Source organism: Frigoribacterium sp. CFBP9030 (genome assembly GCF_034045195.1).
Lineage (GTDB): Bacteria > Actinomycetota > Actinomycetes > Actinomycetales > Microbacteriaceae > Frigoribacterium.
Genome location: NZ_JAXCWG010000002.1, coordinates 1 through 21,477, shown reverse-complemented (window position 1 = coordinate 21,477; position 21,477 = coordinate 1). Strand labels below are relative to the sequence as shown.

Here is a 21,477-nt window from a genome sequence, read left to right as displayed (position 1 = left end):
GTCGAGCGGGCCTGCGCGACAGGACTGCTCGAGTCTCGCATCGTGGCCACGGGCCCTCAGGTCAAGCCGCAGCTGAACCGCGTCGGTGCCGTGTCGATCGGCGACCATGAGTTCGTCGTCCAGCCGAAGGCGCAGTTCTCGTCGGTGCTGTTCATGCTCGGCTATGCCGCCGACCCGGGGTTCCGTCCCGAAGAGGTATCGGGAGAGGGCACCGAGATCTTCCCGGCGATCGCCGAGACGTTCGCCCGACTGCTGGAGCGGGCGCTGGGTCGTGGCGTGCTGCAGGGCTACCGTCGGCTCGACGAGACCGCCGTCGCGATCCGGGGGCGGGTCCGCTTCTCCGACCAGATGTCGAGGCGTGGGGGTCAACTGCTGCCCGTCGAGCTGACGGTCGACGAGTACACGGTCGACATCGCGGAGAACCAGATCCTGCAGGCGGCGCTGAAGATGCTGCTCGCGCTACCCCGGGTCAGTTCAGATGCACGACGTCGACTCGTGCATCTGGAATCGAAGCTCGTAGGGGTCACGCCCCTGCGGGCCGGTCTCCCGCTGCCGTCGTGGCAGCCGTCGCGTCTTAACGAGCGGTTCCACGCGCCGCTCCGATTCGCCGAGCTGCTGCTCGCCCGCCTGGCCCCCTCGACGACGGGAGACGGACAGCGCATCGCGTCGTTCGTCGTCAACATGGCCGAGGCCTTCGAGGGCTTCGTGACAGCGGGTCTCACCGAGGCGTTCGCCGAAAACTCGAGGGGTGTCAGCATCGGCCAGTACCCGACGCACCTCGACCAGGAACGGCGTCAGCCCATCCGCCCCGACTTCGTCCACCTCGTGGGAGGCCGACCGACCGTGGTCGTCGACGCTAAGTACAAGACGGGTGCGCCGCGGGTCGAGGATCTGTATCAGATGCTCGCCTACTGCACGGTGCTCGGGCTCAACGAGGGGACGCTGATCTACCTGGCAGGTGAGTCGAATGCGACACCGCGCGTGGCACACATCGCGGGCTCGACCGTCGCCGTCCGCACCTCTCGACTCGACGTGGCGCTGACGCCGGAGTCTCTGCTCGGTGAACTGCGGGAGCTCGCCCATGGCCTATCGCCCCGACTTGCAGCCCCAGGAGGGCCATACCGCTGAAAGAGTCCAGTGTCACGTCACCAGAACTGGGACCCTCGGTTGTGAGAATACGTCAGGACACTCCATGCACATGAATTAGTGTCTTGAGAAACAGTCACAAAAGGGGACAACGATGGAGTTTGCCGAGCGGCTCGCCGCACTCGCCTTGAAGGTCAAGAACCAGCGCGAGGCCATTCAGACCGAAGAGGCCACGAAGAACGCGTTCATCATGCCGTTCATCTCGACGATCCTCGGATACGACGTCTTCAACCCGCTCGAGGTGGTGCCCGAATTCACGGCCGATGTCGGTGTGAAGAAGGGCGAGAAGATCGACTACGCGATCATGCGCGACGGCGAGGTGCAGATCCTCATCGAGTGCAAGAAGTCGACCGAGCCGCTCCGCATCGAGCACGCCTCGCAGCTGTACCGCTACTTCGCGGTCACGAACGCCCGCATCGCCGTCCTCACGAACGGCGAGAGCTACCACTTCTACACGGACCTCGACGCGCCGAACCGCATGGACGACAAGCCCTTCCTGGTGCTCGATCTGTCGGACATCGACGAGACCCTGCTGCCCGAGCTGAGCAAGCTGACGAAAGACGTCTTCGACCTCGACTCCGTCATCAGCGCCGCCGAGGAGCTCAAGTACGTCGGCCAGCTCAAGCGGGCCATCGCCGCGCAGTTCCGCGAGCCGTCTGACGACTGGATCAAGTTCGTGACCACGCGGGTCTACGAGGGGTCGTTCACGCAGAAGGTGCGCGAGCAGTTCACGCCGCTCGTGACGAAGGCCTCGAAGCAGTTCTTGAACGACCAGGTGAACGATCGGCTTAAGACGGCACTGGGCTCGTCGAGCTTCCCGTCGATCCCGGCGGAGGCGCCCACCGGCGCGGTGACGAGCGAGGCTGTCGTCGAGGCGGACCTGGATCGCGACACGGAGACCGAGACCACGCTGGAGGAGCTCGAGGGATATCAGATCGTCAAGGCGATCGCGTGCAGCGAGGTCAAGCCGCAGCGGGTCGTCCATCGTGACGCGAAGTCTTACTTCGCGGTGCTGCTCGACGACAACAACCGCAAGCCGATCGCGCGCCTGCACTTCAACGGCAAGAAGCAGAAGTACCTCGGCCTGTTCGACGCCGCCAAGGTCGAGACCAAGCACGCGATCGAGTCCCTCGATGAGATCTACTCCCACGCCGACGCCATCCGCGAGTCCGTCAAGGCCTACGCCTAGGCACGCGCCGTCGACGCGACAGGGACGCATGCACCCGTCGGTCGTGTCAGCCCCGTCCCAGGAGCACGGGCACCGAGTGCCACATCTGCGAGTCGCCGGGCGAGAGCCTGCGCCGCTCACACCAATAGGACCTCTCGAACTGCACTGGAGCCACTTGTGACAACAGCCCCCATCCTCGTCTTCCTCCACGGCGTCGGCGACGGCGATCAAGACGACAAATGGAAGGCCACCCTGTCGGAGTCTCTGGTGCGCTTGGGGTACCCGGGTCTCGACTCGGCGGAGGTCGTGGCCCCGAAGTACGCCCATGCGCTGAAAGACTGGGATGTCCGCGAGACACTTCCGGACTACACCGGGAAGGCTCCGACTCGCGAAGCCGCCAAGACCAACCGCCGAGCCTTCGAAAGCCGTATGGGTGCTGTCGAATGGCGCCTGGGCAAGCACACGCGGGGAAACGGCCTGCTGGGGTTGGACACCGCGGTGAGTGCCGCTGTGGCCGTGCCCGTCTTCAAGCAGGCCCGAAACTACCTGTCGAACCCGCAGATCCGCGCTCAGGTGCTCAACCGGGTGTTGAACGCCCTGCCCTCGACGGGTCGCATCGTCCTCGTGGGCCATAGCCTCGGCTCGGTCATCGCGGCCGATCTCCTGCGCCGCCTTCCTGCCGAGGTCGAAGTGGTCGGGATGGTCACGATCGGGAGCCCTCTCGCGAACGGCGCCTTCGACGTCGACAAGTTGAAGGACGGCCTGAAGGAGCCTCCCTTCAACCTCGCCTGGTGGGTCAACTTCTGGAACTCGTCAGACCCCGTCGCGGCTCACCGCGGGCTGTCGTCCGTGTTCCCATGGATGGTGGACTTCCGCGTCGCCACGACACCGTCATTCGTCCGAGGACACTTCGCCGAGGAGTACCTGGGATCAGACGCCGTGGGTGCAGCGATCGGGTACGCCCTGTTTGGCTCCCTGTCCACCGAGCTCGAGGCTGTCGAAAAGGGCGTGGACATCCCTCTCGATCCGGCTGAATCGATGGCGCTCATGGCGCTGCGCTACGCCCATCTCATGCGGAGGCGACTGAAGGGCGACGAGCTGGATCGATTCACCGGCGCACTCCGCCGTGTTCAGACGGATGTCGTGACGGACATCGTCACGCGCAATGAAGCTGAGGGCCGACAGGTTCCCCTCAACGTGACGCGGCTCATGGTCCATCAGCCCAGCCCGACAGGTGACCTCGTCGAACCGCAGCCGGGGCGCTACCTGGGCAAAGACGAGGCGGTCGTCCTCCTGACCGTGCTGGCGGCCGAGAACGTCCTCCGCCCCTTCGAGATCGACCTGCCGCGTGAGAAGTGGCTCGAGGCGATGAAAGAACTCTGCGCCGAGATGGGGCTGGGCACGCAGTACGGCATCGACATCTTCGAGGCTGCTAAGCGCGCCCGGAGTGTCCTCAGCCCGGGCCGCGGCGCCGGCTGGATCAAGTGGGGCGCCCTCAGCGTCGGCGCGGCAGCGATCGTCGTAGCCACCGGGGGTTTGGCGTTGGCGGCCGCGCCGGGCCTCGCTGGAGCTGCAGCCATCACGAGCGCGTTGGCGACGTTCGGACCAGGTGGGATGATCGGCGGTCTCCTGACGGCCGGAACCCTGGTCTCGGCAGGCGGCGGTGGCATCGCGTACGGTCTCGCCGGACAGGGCACGACGGCCGAGACCCTCGAGGCCATCGTCGAGCGTCGCCTCGCCGCGACCATCCTGAGGCAGCTGCAGGGGCTCGAGCCCGACCCCGCAGTCTGGAGCGTTCTCGCGCAGATCGAGATCGAGGTCCGCCGCCAGCACGAACGCATGGACGAGTTCAGCGACGAGTCCGCACCGGGCCTGAAAGACCTGAAACGGAAGATCCTCACCGTCGAGAGAGCGCTGCGCTATCTGACGGAGAACGGTCTAGAGCCCGGAGAAGTCTCCGCACAGCAGTGACGGTGCCGCATGGCACGATGACAGCAGCACCAGGGGGAATCGAGAGGGACGCGTCGAGCGACGCGGTCACAGGGTCTTCCGCACACCGCACCGGGAGGCGCACGTGAGCACCAGCATCACGAACCACGAATACGTCGGACGAGCCGTCACCGAACTCGCCCGTGGACTGCAGCCGGTCGTCGCCGACACTCTCGCGCCGCATCTGCTGGCGGGGATGTCGTGGACGACTCTGCTCGAACGACGCGACGAAGCCGGCGGTAGAAACGGCGGCGTCTACACCGAGACCGACCTCCAGGTCATCCTCCGCACCATGACCGAGTCGCTCGGCGCGCTCGGCCGCCCCTTCGAGACCCTGCTCGGTCTGGCGGGCACACGTCTCACCGGTGAGCTCCGCGAGGTCCGCAACGACTGGGCCCACAATGTCGCCTTCGACGACGACGACGCCTACCGCGCAGTCGACTCCGCCCAGCGCCTCCTCACCATCTGCGGCGCCACCGCGAGCGCCGACGCGCTCAGCACCCTCCGGCGCGACCTGCAGGTGCGGATGGCCGCCACGACCCCGTCACCGACTCCGGTCGCCACGACGCCCGACCTGCCCGCGTCTCTGACACTCGCCCCGCCGCCCCAGACTCCCCCGCGCGTTCCGACGCCTCCAGCCGTCCCCGCCTCGATGCCACCCTCACCCGCGGCGGCCACGCCCGCAGTCCCAGCCTCGACACCGCCCGCACCCGCGCCGTGGGCAGCCCCCACCGCAGTCGCCGCGTCGACACCGCCCGCCCGCGCCTCCGCACCCGTCACCGTCTCCATCTCCTGCGCCCCGGTCATCAGCTACGCGATGGCGCACAACGGCCTGACCGTCATCTCCGAAGTGACCCTGACGAGCCCGACCACGACGGCCCGAGGCGCTCGACTGACCGTGGGCATCGAGTCGGCCGCCGGGCCCGTCGGCGCTCCCACCGAGTACTTCGTCGATCTCGTCGCAGGGTCCGAGACGCTGCTCCCCCAGCTCGACATCAAGGTCGACCCCGCGGTGATGCTCGGCATCGAGGAAGCGCGGCCGGCCAGAGTCGTCGTCACCGTCGTCCACGACGACCTCGAGCTCGGCCGCGGCACCGTCGACGTGCTGCTCCTCGCCGCGAACCAGTGGCTCGCGCGTCCGACCTTGATGTCGCTCGAGATGCTCGCGGCGCACGTGCAGCCCAACCACCCCGCCCTCGAGTCCCTCGTCGCCGAGGCCGCCGACGAACTGGCCAGGCAGACGGGCAGCGGCGCCCTGGTCGGATACCAGCAGGGTCCCGAGCGGGTGGATGCGACGGTCGACGCGATCATGACGGCGATGCGCGCCCGGTCGATCCGGTACAGCGTGCCGCCGGCCAGCTGGTCGGACGACGGGCAGAAGGTCCGCACGCCCCACGAGGTCCTCGTCGGCCGGTTGGGCACCTGCCTCGACACGACCGTGACCCTCGCCGCGGCCCTCGAGCGGGTCGGCATCCGCCCCATGCTGGTCGTCGTCGAAGGCCACGCCTTCCTTGCCTACTGGCGCGAGGAGACTTCGCTGGCGAGCCCGGCGACCACGAGCGCGTTCGCGCTCCCGAACCTCGTGCGCACCGACTACGCCCGGGTGATCGAGACGACCATGCTCACGGAGGACCACGCTGACGTCGGTCTCCACGACATCCGCCGGCTGCCGCTCGAACAGCACCTCTCCGGCGACCTCGACCGCGTCGTCGGCATCACCGACGTGCACCAGGCGCGCACGAGCAGGGTCTACCCGCTGCCGGCGCGTGTGACATCCGCCGACGGAGCCGTGGTCGTGGTCGACTACCAGGCCGTGCACTCGCGTCCCGCCGCGTACGTGCCCGAACGCCGGACGGACGACGGCGGTCAGACCGACGTCGCATCCGTCCCGCCCCGCGTCCAGCGCTGGAAGAACTCCCTCCTCGACCTCAGCCTCCGCAACCGTCTCATCAACTTCGCCGACCGAGCACGATTCCCGCTGCACGTCGCCGAAGAGGGCCTCGCCGAGTTCGAGGACTACCTGAACGGCGGCAAGGCGTTCGAGCTCCTCCCGTCCGACGCTCTCCCGGCCGTCGAGGTGCAGCGCGGAGTCCGGTGGGGACGCGACCTGTCGTCCGACGACCGCGCCGATCTGTTCCACACGAAGCATCAGCTGTACACGGACGCGTCGACCGAGGCCTACCCGCGCCTCCTGCGGGCCCTCGCCTACAAGGCCAAGACCGTGCTCGACGAGACCGGCGCCAACAACCTGTACATCTCCATCGGCTCGCTCGTCTGGAAGGTCAAAGACAAGACGGTCCGGTCGCCCCTCATCCTCGTACCGGTGACGCTGCGGGCGAAGGGCAAGTCCGGCGGGTACCAGGTGATCCTCGACGACGCCGGGGCCTCGACCCCGAACTACTGCCTGCTCGAGAAGCTCCGCGCCGAGCACGGGCTCCGCATCCCCGCTCTGGCCGATCCCGCCGGCGACGCGTCCGGCATCGACATCCAGCGCGTGCTGACCGAGACGCGTCTGGCCATCCTCGATTCGGGCATCGAGGCCAACGTCGAGCCGACCGTCGATCTCGCGATCCTCCAGTTCGCCAAGTTCCGACTCTGGAAGGACCTCGACGACAACTGGGAGGCGCTGGCCGGCAACGATCTGGTGCGTCACCTGATCGAGTCCCCCACCGAGCCGTTCGTCGACGCGTCGACCGCTGCGGCAGAAGGCGTGTCCGAGCCGGCGCGCACGGATCTCGACGCGCTCCTCGCGACGCTCCCCGTCTCGGCCGACTCGTCTCAGGCCGCGGCCGTCGCGGCCGCCACGGCAGGGCGCACGTTCGTCCTCGAAGGCCCGCCCGGCACTGGCAAGTCCCAGACGATCACGAACCTGCTGGCCAAGGCCATCACCGAAGGCAAGAAGGTGCTGTTCGTCGCCGAGAAGCGTGCGGCGCTCGAGGTCGTGCAGAGGCGGCTCGCCGGCGTCGGTCTCGGGCCCTTCACGCTCGACCTGCACGACAAGGGCAGCAAGCCGGCGCCCCTCCGCGAGCACCTGCGGACCTCTCTGGCTCAGCGCGCCTCCGCGGACGCCGAGGGGCTCGCCCGCGCGACCGACTCGATGGACTCCGCCCGCCGTCGCCTGGCCCGGTACACCGGCCAGGTCCACGAGGTCAACGCGACGGGTCACAGCCTCTACTCCGCCCACGTCGCCGAGCTGGTGCATGCCGACGCGGCCTTCGAGCTCGCGGTCCCCGAGCACTTCGCGGCCACCGCCTCCGCCGATGATCTGCATGCGGTGCACACCGCGCTCCGCGAACTGGCCGACCACGCCGGTCGCGCCCGCCCCTCTGCACGGCACGCTTGGAGCTTCGTCGACCTGACCGAGAGCGACACCATCGACGAGGCGTCCCTTCTCGCCTCCGTCGCCGAACTCGACGACGCCCTCGACACGGCGAGCGCCGACGGGACGACGGCCGCCGTCCTGGAGACGGCATCGACCGTCTCCGAACTCCGCACGCTGGTGGGGACGCTCAACGGAGGCGGCGTGAGCCGATCCGTCCTGAAGGAGGCGCGCACGGCGAACTGGCGAACAGAGACTCAGCGACTGCTTACCGAGCTCGAGGGTCTCACCCCGGCGTTCGGCGATGTGCTGACGGTCGTCGAGCCCGACATCCTGGCGCTCGACCTCGACCGCATCGCGCATGAGGCGACGGTCGCGCACTCCTCCGGGTTCTTCGGACGCAAGAAGCGTCGACGAGCCGTGGCCGCCGCCTTCGCTCACGTCACCCGCCCGGGTGTGACCGTCGATCTCAAGTCGCTGCCGTCGTCGACGGCACGCTTCGTCGCCTTGCGCGACGCCGTCCGCAGTCTCGCCGCGCAGATCGATGCGGTCCCCGGGCTCGGTGTCTGGTCGGGCTGGAATCCCGTCCGCGAATCTGACCGCAGCCACGTCGGCGCTCAGGTCTCGTGGCTGCGGTGGCTGTCGTCCGTGACCGATCCGGAGACGGGCGATGCGAGTGGGCGGGCGTTCCGCAGCGCTCTAGAGAGCCTGACGGCCGAGCGGCAGGGCGGGGCTCCCGAATCCGCCACGCGAGTGACCCGGCTGGCCGATGCGACCGACGCGCTGAGGTCCGCGCCCGGGACGACGCCCGAGGCATGGGCCTCCTGGGCCGGAGAGACTCCGTTCTTCGTCTCGTGGAGGTCGACTCGGGCCGGGCGGGACCCTCTGCAGCCTGCGGGGGTCAGTCTCGCGAACTGGATCAGGTGGCGACGCGCCGTCGCCCCGCTGCGGACTCATGGGCTGCTCGAGGCCTACGGCACCGTGCTCACGGGTGGTCTACCCGCCGACGAGGCCCGCGACGCGTTCGAGCGCGGATTCGCGACGGCCAGCGCACACGAACGCGCACGCTCGACCGGTCTGGACGAGTTCGACGCGCTCGGGCAGGCGCGGGCGATCGATCGCTACACCGACTCTGCCCGCGACATCCGAGACGAGCTTCCGCAGTCGATCCCGGCGCAGCTCCTCGGGCGGCGTGGCTTCGACCATCAGACGGCCAAGGGCCGCGCCGGCAAGTTCGTCGCCGAGGTCAACAAGATGCGCGGCCGCATGAGCGTCCGCGACATCATGACGACCTACGGCGACCTCGTGGCCGAGATCACCCCGTGCGTCCTCGTCAGCCCGGACTCCGTCGCCCGGTTCTTCCCGGCGAAGGCCGACCTTTTCGACATCGTCGTCTTCGACGAGGCCTCGCAGGTCCGCGTGGCCGACGCCGTCGGAGCGATGGGGCGGGCCACCTCGGTGGTCGTGGTGGGCGACAGCAAGCAGATGCCTCCCACGTCGTTCGCGGAGGCCGCCATCGACGACGACGACGCCGAGGCCCAGATCGAGGACGTCCTCGCCCGCGACGAGGAGTCGATCCTCGCGGAGTGCAAGCAGGCCCGGATCGAGAGCCGGTGGCTGTCGTGGCACTACCGCAGCCAAGACGAGTCCCTCATCGCCTTCAGCAACCGCAACTACTACGAGGACCGCCTGACGTCGTTCCCTGCTCCGGCCCACGGTTCCGTCGACGACGGCGTCGGTGGTCACGGGATCACCCTGCGTCGCGTCGACGGGAGGTTCCTCCGGTCCGGCCCCGCCAAGACCCTGCGGACGAACCAGGTCGAGGCCGACGCGATCGTGGCCGAGATCCGTCACCGGTTCGCCGCCGACCCGGCGGGCACGCCGTCGCTCGGCGTCGTCACGTTCAACGCCCAGCAGCGCACGCTCATCGAGTCGATGCTACGTGACACGGGCGACGAGCGGATCGTCGACGCGCTGGACGCCTCCACCGACGGGCTGTTCGTCAAGAACCTCGAGAACGTGCAGGGGGACGAGCGCGACACCATCCTGTTCTCGACGGCCTTCAGCGCGAACGACAAGGGCGTGCTTCCGTTGAACTTCGGCCCTCTGACGAACTTCGGCGGCGAGCGCCGGCTGAATGTGGCTATCACGCGAGCCCGCCGTCAGGTGATCCTGTTCTCGAGCTTCGACCCGGGTGATCTTCGGGCCGAAGAGACGACGTCGCGCGGCATCCGCGATCTCCGGGCGTACCTCGAGCTCGCGCAGCGGGGCGCGGAGAACGTCCTCTCGGCCGCCCGCACCACGACGAGGTCGGACCTCCACCGTGAGGATCTGGCCGAGGCTCTGCGGGGTCGTGGTCTCGAGGTCACGACCGACGTCGGACTCTCGGACTTCAAGGTCGACCTCGCAGTCTCCGCCGCAGGGCACCCTGGTGCGCCGACGACCGCCGTCCTGCTCGACGGTCCGAGCTGGGCTCAGCGGGGCACGGTCGCCGATCGTGATGCATTGCCCGTGGAGGTGCTCGGCGGGTTGATGAAGTGGCCTGCGGTCGAGCGCGTGTGGCTGCCCGAGTGGCTCGCTGACCGTGAGGGTGTGCTCGACAGGCTGGTCGCGGCCGTCCCGGCGCCGGTGGGCCGCTAGGCAGAGCGCTCGGCACCTGCCGGCGGCCCCAGAACGGGGTCGCCGCCACGGGTGACTGCGGACCATGTGTATGTGAGCATGGATCAAGGATTGTGCTCGGCGTATGCGCAGTCGGATCAGGAGAACGAACGTGGTGCACAACGGCTATGCGGTCATCGATTTCGAGACGACCGGGCTCTCACCTCAGCACCACCATCGGATCATCGAGGTCGGCATCGTCCACGTCGCTCCCGACGGCACGATCGAGGACTCGTACGAGACCGTCATCAACCCGTCCCGCGACCTCGGCCCGACTCATATCCACCAGCTGCGGGGTGCGGACGTCAAAGACGCCCCGCCCTTCGCCGACATCGCGCCGCAGCTCGTCGAGCACCTCCGAGGCCGGGTGCTCGTCGCGCATAACGCCCGGTTCGAGACGACCTTCCTGCGTCACGAGCTCGCCAAGCTCGGCGTCACGTCTCCCATCACCGACGACGGCGCGCTCTGCACCATGAAGCTCGCGACCACGTATCTGCCGGGTTCGGGGCGCAAGCTGGCGGACTGCTGCGCCGCGTTCGACATCCCGTTGGTCGACGCCCACGAGGCTCTGGCCGACGCGCGTGCGACGGCGCACCTCCTGAGCGCGTACCTCGAGGCGGGCCGTGATCAGAGCGCCTGGTGGGCGCAGTGGGGCGACTTCGCCGCGCAGGCTCCCTGGCCGGTGCTCACGACGGGGTCGTCCGCTCCCTGGATGTCCCGTCGTCGCGGACTCGACGTCGACGCTCCGGCTCTCGTGCGCGCGGGTCAGCCCGGCGCAGCGCTGGTCGGCGACGAGAAGTCGTTCCTCGATCGGACGACCGATCGTCTGCGACCGATCGAGGGAACAGGTCGAGAGCTCGACTACGTCGCCGTGCTCGACCGGGCGCTGTCCGACGGCTTCCTGTCGGTGTCCGAAAGCGAAGAATTGCGCAGCGTCGCCGAGGCCATCGGCGTCACCCCGACCCGTCGTGTCGAACTCCACCACGAGTACTTCGACGGGATCGTCGATGCGGCGTGGGCGGACGGCGTGCTCACCCCGGCTGAGAAGGCCGACATCGAGGCCGTGGCCATCATGCTCGACATCGCCGCCGGGCCGCGCCGCGCAGCACTCGAGTCGCGGGCGGCCACAGCGATCGTCGCGGAGACGGCACCCATGACGCGTCTGGCACCCGGCGATCTGGTCGTGCTCACCGGGGAGATGTCCGAACCCCGCGAGCGCATCGAGGCACTCCTGATCGCGCTGGGGGTCGTCGTGAAGGCCGGCATCACGAAGAAGACGTCCCTTCTCGTGGCCGCCGACCCCGACAGCCTCTCCGGCAAATCCCAGAAGGCCCGCCAGTACGGCATCCCGATCGTCGGCGAGGCCGAGCTGCGCGCCTTGCTGCAGATGACGTGAAGCTGAGCCCATCGTCCGCTTGTCGACCTGATGACATTGAGTCGAACTACTTGGCCAAGAATTGACCTCGAAGGCCTGTCTCCTTCGTGCCTTCTAGCCAAACATTATGAGACGCCACTAAGAGACTTTCCCGACCACGGGGAACTCATGCGCCTCTAAAGGTCCTGTTCTGACAGGATCGCCCTATGAGCCTTACGAGTGAATTACGCGATGCGGGTTCTCCCATTCGTGCGTATCTCGATGGGGCCTCGCCTGTCTTGGCTGCCACGCGTGGGAGCGGTCCAGTGGCACGTGAGATGGCCATCGCTCTCGGTCTTGCAGACCTCGCTCGTCAGCCGTCCTTGGTGCCTGCATCAGTAGAAGTCGATGGTGGGCTTTCAGGCACAGCCTTCGACATTCGTGCGCGGATCGCACTCGGAGGCTTCGACGCGGCTGAGTCTGCTTCCGCCGAGGGAATCGCGGCCCTTCCTGGTTTGGTCGATCCAGCACAGAACGGTGACCATCGGAATCGGGTCCTCGCTGAGGCATTTCAGTTCGCCGAAGAGCTGCTGAGCAATACCGGCAACGAGTCGGATCTCACGCGAGCGTCGATCCTGCTGGCTTACTGCGAGCAAATCTATCGAGCCGGCGCGGACGCGCTTGCAGGCGCGCTCGGAGACCAGTGCGACGCGGCCTCCAACGGCCGCGAATTCGCACGCTCAATTCCGGAGGAAGTTCTCGCGGATGTGGACGCTCTTCTGGCGTTGAACTCTTCGCAGCTCGACTCGTGGCACGATCGCATAGCGGCCGGAGTCCGTTTCGAATCGAACCCGAGCTTCAGCGGTGCGAGGCTGTTGGGAGGGGCAGACGGTGACTGGTTGATCGGTGACACGCTGATCGACTGCAAGGTCTACAACGAACTCAAGGTCCCACGGTTGCGAGACTTCCTGCGCCAACTGCTGGGCTACGTCATGCTCGACCTCGACGACGCCCTAGGCATTCGCCGAGTGGGAGTCTGGCTACCTCGCCAGCGGTGTTTGCAGGAGTGGACTCTCGGCCAGTTGCTTGGTGGAGACCCCGAGAAGTTGCTTCCGACCCTGCGCGAGGGCTTCGTGCGAGCGACGGAGCGAAGTCAAATTGCCGTTCACGTGCCGGTTTCGGAGCGTCGCAAATTGCAGCTCCTGGCAGACAACCGGCATACGCCGCACGCAATGCTGATGATGCTGTCTCAGGGCGACGACGTCGATCTCAGGTTCCGGGTCGCGCGCAACACGTCGTCGTCGATGGAAGTCGCCAGGCGGCTCGCAGCTGATCGTTATGCACACGTACGTGAAGGCGTCGGTATGAACCCGGCCGCGCCGGCGGACCTCCTTCAGCATCTGTCGGCAGATCGAAGCGTGTCCGTGCGCCGCGCGGTGGCCGCGAACCCGGCCTGGCGCGGAGCAACGGCGCAGCTTCAGATTGCCAGCCTGGGTGAGGCGGCGGGCGGGCATATCACCTCGGCCAACGGCTCCCCCGGCGAGATCGCGCATTTGCAGACAATTTCCTCGGCGCTGACAAATGACCGCACCATAGTGATCAGACAAGACCGCAATCCTGCTGGGACACCGGGTGTCTCGCTTGGACCGATCTTGCGGTCGGTCCTCTTCGGGCATGAAGCAGGCGACTTCGACTCGTTCTTACCCGAAGCCAGTCGGTGCTGGGCTTTTAGGATCGGTCGATCGCTCCGGCTGCCCGCTCGAGTGCTACAAGGCCTGCCTACGGAGGTCATCACCGATCTCATGTCCGATCAGCGTCCGGCGTATGTGCGCCGCATAGCCGCCGAAATGCTGCCGGTCGCGGAAACCGCCGTTCGTCAACGGCTCTTCAGCGACCTGGACGCGCATATCCGCTGTGATGCGCTCCGACGCTCCGTCACAGATCCTGACCCGCTGCTGGGTGAGGTGCTGGCTGAACTCGGGAGTTCAACTTTTGCTCGTCTGAAGTTCGTCACCGATGGGCTTGAGCCGTTCAACACATGGAATGGAATTTCCGACTCTGGCGCGCAAGTCCTGGAGCTGGTCGCTGGGCATCCGTCGACGCCACCAGAAGTACTGGCGAGCCTTATTGTCGAGAAGTCCACCCAGGTGCGACTCGCTTTGGCTGGTAATCCATCACTCACCCCCGAGTCGCTCGCAAGGCTGTCCAAGAAGATGTCGAGGACACGATCCGAGGAGGCGCGTGAGGTGTTAGCTGCTTCACGAAGTACCCCAGTCGTCGTTCTCGAGGGCCTCTCCAGGGACAAGAATGTGACGGTTCGAGTCGCTGTCGCCGGCAACTCGGCTTCGCCCGAACACATTCTTCACTCGCTCTCACAAGATCATTCGTTCGACGTCTGCCTGGCAGTGCTGGCGAACACCAGCACATCCTCGTCGCTCGCGACGTCCATCGCGCGAGAACTGCTGCAGGTATCAGAAAATCTCGATCTGTACCTGGTTTTAAAGGCCGTTGACCACCGCCAGGATCTTGGACTTCAGAAGGCCCTGATCGAAGACAGGCTTGACCTCCTCGCGAAGAGCAGGATCCGCGAGCCCGACGGAAGGTTGTACGTCGCATGCAATGAGCGGACGAGCAGAAGGACATTGGAACGGCTCGCCAAGAGCAAGGATGAATCGGTGAGAAGTGCGCTCGCACAGAATCCTCGCGTTCCACTGAAGACCTTAGAGTCGCTGGCTCATGACCAGGATGCATCTGTGCGCCAAAGCGTCGCATGCAACGAACGACTCACGCAGGACACGCTGAACGCTCTGCTGCTCGATGACGATCTGAAGGTGCGGCTCGCGGCGTACGGGAATCCGGCTATGGACGCCGAGGCCGGCCAGGAGCAAGAAACGCGGTCAGCCGCGGTGATGCTTGCCGCACGAAGCACCATTCCGACTGTCGAAGAGCTGCGAGAGATGGCAGCGAACCCCAGGGCTGAAGTGCGCATACGCGTCGCGTACAGCGAACACGCGACACCTGACATCTTGGCTTTCCTAGGGGGCGAGCGACGCAGCAGCAGGGTCCGCCGGGCGGTCGCGGCCCATCCAAAGACGCCTTCAACAGTGCTGAGGTCATTGGCGATGAGAGATGACGCCGACATTCTTGTGTCGATTGCCTTCCACCGCGAAACTCCTCTAGACGTGCTCGTTGATCTCGCCGGGCGTAGTTCCGAGCTTGCTGTGATGGTCGCCTTGAATCCGAACGCACCCGTCGAAATAGTTGAGGCTTTGACTAGAGACTCGGATGAGTTCGTCAGGTTTGTTGCGACGGCACAGCTAGATGAACGCTCAAAGATGGCCTCGCCCCGAGACACGACATCCATTGGAACGGGAGAGGCGCAGGCTGAGAGCCCGATCGCGTAGCCCCTGACGTCAGCTTAGACACCGCTGAGCGCAGATCGACCTCGTGGGGGACCGGTCCCCAGCAAGGTGGGTCTTCTGCGCACGTAGGAGGTCACTTCGACCTCACCTACGAGGCCATCTACCGCCGGTCAAGACCGCGGCGGACAGAACGTCACGAAACTAAGTCGCGTTCGGTCCTACAGCCGCCCGGTTGGGCGCCAGAAACGGCTTCAGGTAGGCGCGGAGCGCCGGGTCGACGACGTACACATAAGTCCCCCGGATCCCCCGAGTCAGCAGCACGCCGTAGATGTTGAGGACGAACTGGCGCACCTCCGCGTCGGTGTATCGCCGTCCGAGCTGCTTGTTGTTCTCCACGCCCTTGACGTCGAAGTACGAGCTCCGATCGACGAACATCTGACCCGTCGCCGCGTCGTAACGAAGATCGCCCCCGATGATGACGCCTGCGTAGTTCAGGTCGTAGCCCTGAACCGTGTGGATGGAGCCGACCTCCTCGAGCGCGTTCTTCGACGAGATCCAGTCCTTCGTCGTCCCATTCCACCGGAGACTCACGCCGTCGAGTTCGATGTCGGCTGCGGAGGGATCCTTCTTCGACACCCACTTCCAGGCGTATCCGGCGACGAGGCGGGCCAGCCCACCCTCCGCGTCTCGTGCTCGGATCTCGCGATGCAACTCCCCCAGATCGTCGAACATGCGGAGGTCGTAACCGTCGAACTGCTGAGGAGAAGGTCGGTCGACCTGCGGGGTCCGACCGTCGATACGCAGGACTCGTCGGACGTACCCCACGAAGTCGGCGCCCGCCTGCACCCGCATCTGCGTCGACAGCCCGTAGTGACGCCCCTCAGAGCGGGCCGTGCGCAGGAGAGCTTCTACGGTCTCATTCGAGAGGTCCGCCGGCCTCACACTCTGAGCCACGTCCACCAGCAGGATCTGATGGCGGCTCTTCGCGACGATCCAGTCCAGCTGCGTCTTGGACAGATCGTCGGCACCGAACAGTCGCGTGTTGATCTCGGGGAACTTCTTGTTCAGAACACCCGTGGACTGGTTCGCCCGCTGGTTCAGACGATGAGCCTCGTCGACGATGAGAAGATCCCACTCCTCGTCCGACTGCCCGACGTCGAACGGGGTCATCACCATGCTCGGGCTGAGGCCGGGGGTCTTACGGAAGACCTTCTTGATCGAGTCCCGAAGCGACTGCTGCGGGATGACCATCCCGACGCGCAGACCTGCGAGCATCTCGGCGTAGTCCCCGAGGAAGAAGTCCGAGAACAGCGAGTCACCGTCGATCTCCTCAACGGACGGATGCGCGACGATGTCCATGAGCAGCTTCAGCAGGTAGACGGCCACGACGGTCTTGCCGGTCCCCGGCTGACCTTCGATCACGAGGGTGCCCCCAGCCCCCTCGCGGATGTCGTCGAAGAGCCCTTCGAGGATGTCCTCGACGGCAGCGGCTTGATCCTGCGTCAGGGCCTTGAATGGAGAGAGCTTGAAGAGATCGCTGTTCTCGATCTCGGGGATGGGCCTGGTGAAGACACCGTCCGCGCGGAGCCGGTTGACGACGCCGTCGAAGACGGAACGGTAGCGGTTCCGGTCGTAGTAGTTCGCAGCGGTGATGCCGTCGTTGCGATTCAGAACGCTGTACGAGCCGTCGGCGGAGAGCAGCTGGATGAGGCGCGACTCAAGGTCGAGGCAAGCCGACTTGTTGAAGGTCTCGTCGACGATGACGCGGATGCTGTCCAGCTGGCGCTTCTCGGGATTGGCGAGGTGCTGTCTGAGCCGGGCGACGGCGTTGCGGGTCTCCCCGACGTAGATGTCACGGAGTCGTTCTTCCGGGTGCCGACCCGACTTCGACGCACTCGTCTGGTCGAGCACGTACACGACGGGCCAGTCCCTGTGCCTCGGGTCGAGAAGGCCCCAGACATCCACCGACTCCTTGTCGAAGGCCAGAGGCACGATCTCAGAGGGCGTCATATTTCTCGCTTCGTCCTCGGGCCTTCTCCACCGGGTACTTCCGCCGCGTCACCTCGAGCTTGTCGAGCACTATCTGATCCGGGTCCACCCCGAGCCGATCAGCCAGGAGGAGGCAGTACGTCAGGACATCTGCGAGCTCACCCTGGACAAGCGCGGGGTCGAAATCAGGCCCCCATTGGAAGCACTCCAGAAGCTCGCCCGCCTCGATGGCGATACTCCGAGAGAGGTTGTCCTCCGAATGGAATTGATCCCACTCACGTTCGCGCACGAAGGCGCGGACCGCGTCCTGGGCCTTAGTAGGTGCCATGACCGAACGCTAACAGCCGTCGACGAACTGACCACCTGCTCAAGTAACGATTCTTGACGGCGCCGTCCGCCGGCCTGTCCGTTTCGCGCTCTCGCGGTGAGAGCGCGGCGGGGTGGCGTTGGCGAGCAGCACCTCCCTGGGGCTGATGCAGGTGGCGGTCGGTCTGCCGCGGAGCGAGGTGCTGGTCAGCAGTGCGGAGTTCCCGTCGAACCTCTACGCCTGTTGGAGAGCCGAGGATGCGGGGCTCACCACGACCACTCCTGGATCGACGACACGCGGCCCGAATCAGTCGAACTGCTTAGCGCGAACGTCCTTCTCACGACGCCGGAGCCGTAGTGAGGCCACCCTTCTGGTCAGGCGACGACAGGAACCGACGGTGCGGTCGCCGCCGTGGCGCCAAGGCCATTCATTCGTGCCTGCACGATGGCTTGGCCGATGTTTCCGAGTAGGAGCATGAGCGCGTAATTACCGCCCGTGCCGAGACCTGTCACGGCGTTCATGCCCTTTGCGAGCGACCAGAAGTACCAGAAAGCGCCGAACGGGCACAGCAGCCACCAGGTGGTCATCGCAGCAGCACCGGCACGGTTGACTTCGCCTCGAGTCTTCGCGCACCACACGATCGAGTAGATGCCGAAGGTGATGAGAGGCAAGAGCAGGACAGCCGCCGCGGATCGTCGCATCAGCTGAGTATTTGTCGTCACCGCACAAGCTATGGGCCAAGGAGACATAACACCTAGCCCCCTTACGGGGCCCTGGCACACAAGGTCGGCCCATGGCGCGCCGATTCAGTGCAGCCTGTGCCAGACGGTGGACCATCAGATAAGGGTAGTTCCGCCGAGAACTCGTCCGTTCGCAAGAAGGGGCATCGACTTCTTCCACCGTTGTGCCTTGTCGACATATCGAGCGTGGCGCCGATAATCATGCTCCTTGCGACAACCATCATTGTCGGGGGTGCTCAGTAGTGTCTCCTTGAGCAGCAATGGGCTGTTCATCGACAAAGGAGTCACCTATGCGAGTACCCGCTTACCATTCCATCGTGTTGACCGACCCCGACGTGCACCACGTCTTCAGCAACTGCCCCAACGGGCAACAGATTCCAGCCGCCAACACGCGCACCGGAACCCATGATTGGCCGCTCTGCGGAAACTGCAAGCGCATGTAGCAATCCGGTGGGAGACGGCTGATGCCGTCTCCCACCTCGGCAAGTTGGTCCCGTCCTTCGGGCCGGCGATCTGAACTCAGATGCACCTGCCGTCGATCATTCGGTCATGCGGCCGGCCAGGTCGGCGCACTCTCGACAATCGCCGCGTCAACGCCTTGGTCGTGAATCCTCTACTCTTTGGTACCGCGCACCCAGCGACTAGAGGCATCGGATGACTGACGAGAAAACTTCGTACGAGACCAGAACGATCCGCTCATTACGAGGCCTCGAAGCCCGTACGCGATCAAAATGGGAAGCCGATGGCTGGGAAGTAATCAGCGAGACACCGCGCGGGCTGAGAACAGACATCACGTTGAGGCGACCCAGACCACGACGCCCTGTTCTGCTCTACACCGTCGGCGGCGCAGTGCTTGCCCTCGCGATAGGTGCCATTGCTCTGGCCGGAGCGCTGTCGGGAGACGCCCCTGAAGAGAATTCGTCGGCAGCCTCAGCGGAACCCTCTCGAACGGTCTCGAGACTGCCGACGCCTACGAGCGTCGATAGTCCGTCTCCCGTGGCGACCTCGACTGCTGTCTCTAAGGACAGAGATGCAGAATTCAAGGCCCTCCTGAACCTTGGTGACTACTGCGATCCCTCCATAGCGTTGTTTGCGGAAGCTCATGAAGACCAGATCGTCACCTTCGACGGCCACATAGCCGCATTGAACAATCATGGAAGCAGCACGACGCGGTACGACATCCTGCTTGGATCCGGTGACTTCAGCCCGACAACTGCTTTGGGGCCTGCTTTTCAATACCGTGACGTGAATACGATCAGTGATCTCAATTACTCGGCCAGGACGAACGATTCCGTCGGCGTGGGCACGAACCTACGACTCACAGCGCGCGTCGGTGACTTTGAACCCGAGTCGTGCCTCTTCCGGCTCGAACCCATCGAGACCACATTCCGCTGAAATCACGTCAGCTCGCCGCGCTGGGAACTAGCGCGATCCTGTCCGCCATGCCGCTCTCAATCGTCCTGACCGTCCGACCGACTCGTAAAACTCCTGAGTTGGCCTAACACCTCCTGCCGACCCGCCCCGGCCTGCCGCTCTGGCACGGGCGCTCGGGCCGCCTCAGCGCCCCCAGCAACGCACTCCCCCGCACTAACGCAGCGACAGCGACTCATTCGGTCGAAGATCGGCATGCACCATCGCCTGTCTATACGTCTCGACCATGTCGTCGAAGGCGTCCTGTCTCTGCTGTGGAGCCAGGATGAACGCCCTATTGCTGGTGTGCCTAGTGTCCCAAGTGTGTATTCCTCGGTGTCGCACGAAGGGGCCGACGTAACGAGTCGATCTGAGCATCCGCACGGACCGGTGAGCATCACCGCCGTGGGCGACGATGGACACCACATTCGGACAGAGTTCGAGCAGGCGACGAAGAGCTTGCACTCCCTCTTCGATGTGTTCCACGGGAAGACCGTCTGGCATGCGGTCGTGGACGTACCAGGGAAAAGCGTTCCATGGCACGACGTGTTCCCTTGTCAGTCCAGCAGAGGCGTACACGTGCAAGAGCCGTTCGGCCGAGGCATCGTCATTCTGAACCGAGAGAAATCCCGAACCTTCAATGCCCCCTGCTCTCGGCCCTGGGTTCGAGGACAGCGACAGGACGCGTGCGGATGACGGGTCATAATGCGGGGCTATGTCCGGCATGCCCGGGAGCTCCGGGTGCTCGGCTCGGAGCCGACTCGCGAAGTCCTTGAATGGAAGCATCCGCTTCTCGGCCAGCGCAGCCTTCTGGCTTTCTCGATACGCCGGGTCTCTCATTCGTCGGGGGATCACGAGGATTCACACTATTGGAAGCACGAGGCAATTCTCATGCGTTCTCGAGGGTCAACCCAGGTAATGCGCGTGTGGCTGCCCGAGTGGCTCGCTGACCGTGAGGGTGTGCTCGGCAGGCTGGTCGCGGCTGTCCCTGCGCCGGTGGGCCGCTAGGCCGAGCGCTCGGCACCTGCCGGCGGCCCCAGAACGGGGACGCCGGCACGTGTGACTGAGGCCCCTGCGTATGTGAGCATAGATCAAGGATTGCACTCGGCGTATGCGCAGTCGGATCAGGAGAACGAACGTGGTGCACAACGGCTATGCGGTCATCGATTTCGAGACGACCGGGCTCTCACCTCAGCATCACCATCGGATCATCGAGGTCGGCATCGTCCACGTCGCTCCTGACGGCACGATCGAGGACTCTTATGAGACCGTGATCAACCCGTCTCGCGACCTCGGCCCGACTCATATCCACCAGCTGCGTGGTGCGGATGTCAAAGACGCCCCTCCCTTCGCCGACATCGCACCGCAGCTCGTCGAGCACCTCCGCGGCCGGGTGCTCGTCGCGCACAACGCCCGGTTCGAGACGACATTCCTGCGTCACGAGCTCGGCAAGCTGGGCGTGACGTCTCCCGTCACGGACGACGGCGCGCTCTGCACCATGAAGCTCGCGACCACGTATCTGCCGGGGTCGGGGCGCAAGCTGGCGGACTGCTGCGCCGCGTTCGACATCCCATTGATCGACGCCCACGAGGCTCTGGCCGATGCGCGTGCGACGGCGCACCTCCTCAGCGCGTACCTCGAGGCGGGCCGTGATCAGAGCGCCTGGTGGGCGCAGTGGGGCGATCTCGCCGCGCAGGCTCCCTGGCCGGTGCTCACGACGGGGTCGTCGGCTCCGTGGATGTCCCGCCGTCGCGGACTCGGCGTCGGCGCCCCGGCTCTCGTGCGCGCGGGTCAGCCCGGCGCATCGCTGGTCGGCGACTCGAAGTCGTTCCTCGATCGGACCACCGATCGTCTGCGTCCGATCGAGGGAACAGGGCGGGAGCTCGACTACGTCGCCGTGCTCGACCGGGCGTTGTCCGACGGCTTCCTGTCGGTGTCCGAGAGCGAAGAATTGCGCAGCGTCGCCGAGGCCATCGGCGTCACCCCGACCCGTCGTGTCGAACTCCACCACGAGTACTTCGACGGGATCGTCGAT

The 21,477-nt window shown here is 65.7% G+C and carries 12 protein-coding genes; 8 read left to right on the top strand and 4 right to left on the bottom strand.

The window, feature by feature from the left end:
• The first annotated feature begins 42 nt into the window (after nt 1–42).
• From SOM13_RS02370 to SOM13_RS02345, 6 genes are all read left to right on the top strand, one after another.
• On the top strand, nt 43–1,128 hold the full coding sequence (locus tag SOM13_RS02370; protein WP_320478806.1) for an McrC family protein: 1,086 nt from the start codon (nt 43–45) through the stop codon (nt 1,126–1,128).
• Between the two features lie 112 nt (nt 1,129–1,240).
• Nucleotides 1,241–2,335 carry a type I restriction endonuclease gene (locus SOM13_RS02365; protein WP_320478805.1) on the top strand — a complete coding sequence of 365 codons (1,095 nt, stop codon included), beginning with the start codon at nt 1,241–1,243 and terminating at the stop codon, nt 2,333–2,335.
• A gap of 285 nt (nt 2,336–2,620) precedes the next feature.
• The gene (locus tag SOM13_RS02360; RefSeq protein WP_320478804.1) at nt 2,621–4,285 is read left to right on the top strand and encodes an alpha/beta hydrolase; all 1,665 of its coding nucleotides are present in this window, start codon (nt 2,621–2,623) and stop codon (nt 4,283–4,285) included.
• Between the two features lie 103 nt (nt 4,286–4,388).
• Nucleotides 4,389–10,262 (top strand): DUF4011 domain-containing protein, encoded by a 5,874-nt coding sequence (locus SOM13_RS02355; RefSeq protein WP_320478803.1) that lies wholly within the window; start codon nt 4,389–4,391, stop codon nt 10,260–10,262.
• A 130-nt stretch (nt 10,263–10,392) separates the two neighbouring features.
• Complete coding sequence (locus tag SOM13_RS02350) at nt 10,393–11,676, top strand: exonuclease domain-containing protein (protein ID WP_320478802.1); 1,284 nt, start codon at nt 10,393–10,395, stop codon at nt 11,674–11,676.
• A 296-nt stretch (nt 11,677–11,972) separates the two neighbouring features.
• Entirely contained in the window at nt 11,973–15,038 is a 3,066-nt protein-coding gene (locus SOM13_RS02345) for a hypothetical protein (protein WP_320478801.1), read from the top strand.
• A 159-nt stretch (nt 15,039–15,197) separates the two neighbouring features.
• Here SOM13_RS02345 and SOM13_RS02340 read toward each other — a convergent pair whose 3' ends face one another.
• The 3 genes from SOM13_RS02340 to SOM13_RS02330 all read right to left on the bottom strand — a co-directional run bounded on the left by SOM13_RS02340 (nt 15,198) and on the right by SOM13_RS02330 (nt 17,993).
• Nucleotides 15,198–17,006, bottom strand: coding sequence for a DNA/RNA helicase domain-containing protein (locus tag SOM13_RS02340; RefSeq protein WP_320478800.1), 1,809 nt, complete (start codon nt 17,004–17,006; stop codon nt 15,198–15,200).
• Nucleotides 16,993–17,313 (bottom strand): nucleotide pyrophosphohydrolase, encoded by a 321-nt coding sequence (locus SOM13_RS02335; RefSeq protein ID WP_320478799.1) that lies wholly within the window; start codon nt 17,311–17,313, stop codon nt 16,993–16,995. Before SOM13_RS02335 ends, SOM13_RS02340 begins: the two co-directional genes overlap by 14 nt.
• Nucleotides 17,314–17,666: 353 nt before the next feature.
• The gene (locus tag SOM13_RS02330; RefSeq protein WP_320478798.1) at nt 17,667–17,993 is read right to left on the bottom strand and encodes a DUF4234 domain-containing protein; all 327 of its coding nucleotides are present in this window, start codon (nt 17,991–17,993) and stop codon (nt 17,667–17,669) included.
• A 693-nt stretch (nt 17,994–18,686) separates the two neighbouring features.
• On the opposite strand from SOM13_RS02330, the gene SOM13_RS02325 reads away from it, so the two are divergent.
• Complete coding sequence (locus tag SOM13_RS02325; RefSeq protein ID WP_320478797.1) at nt 18,687–19,427, top strand: DUF4839 domain-containing protein; 741 nt, start codon at nt 18,687–18,689, stop codon at nt 19,425–19,427.
• Nucleotides 19,428–19,619: 192 nt separating this feature from the next.
• Here the strand turns inward: SOM13_RS02325 and SOM13_RS02320 are convergent, their stop codons facing one another.
• A complete protein-coding gene (locus SOM13_RS02320; RefSeq protein WP_320478796.1) occupies nt 19,620–20,297 on the bottom strand; it encodes a uracil-DNA glycosylase family protein in 678 nt (225 codons plus the stop codon).
• A gap of 283 nt (nt 20,298–20,580) precedes the next feature.
• On the opposite strand from SOM13_RS02320, the gene SOM13_RS02315 reads away from it, so the two are divergent.
• A partial coding sequence (locus SOM13_RS02315; RefSeq protein WP_320478795.1) for a 3'-5' exonuclease occupies nt 20,581–21,477 on the top strand: 897 nt, incomplete at its 3' end.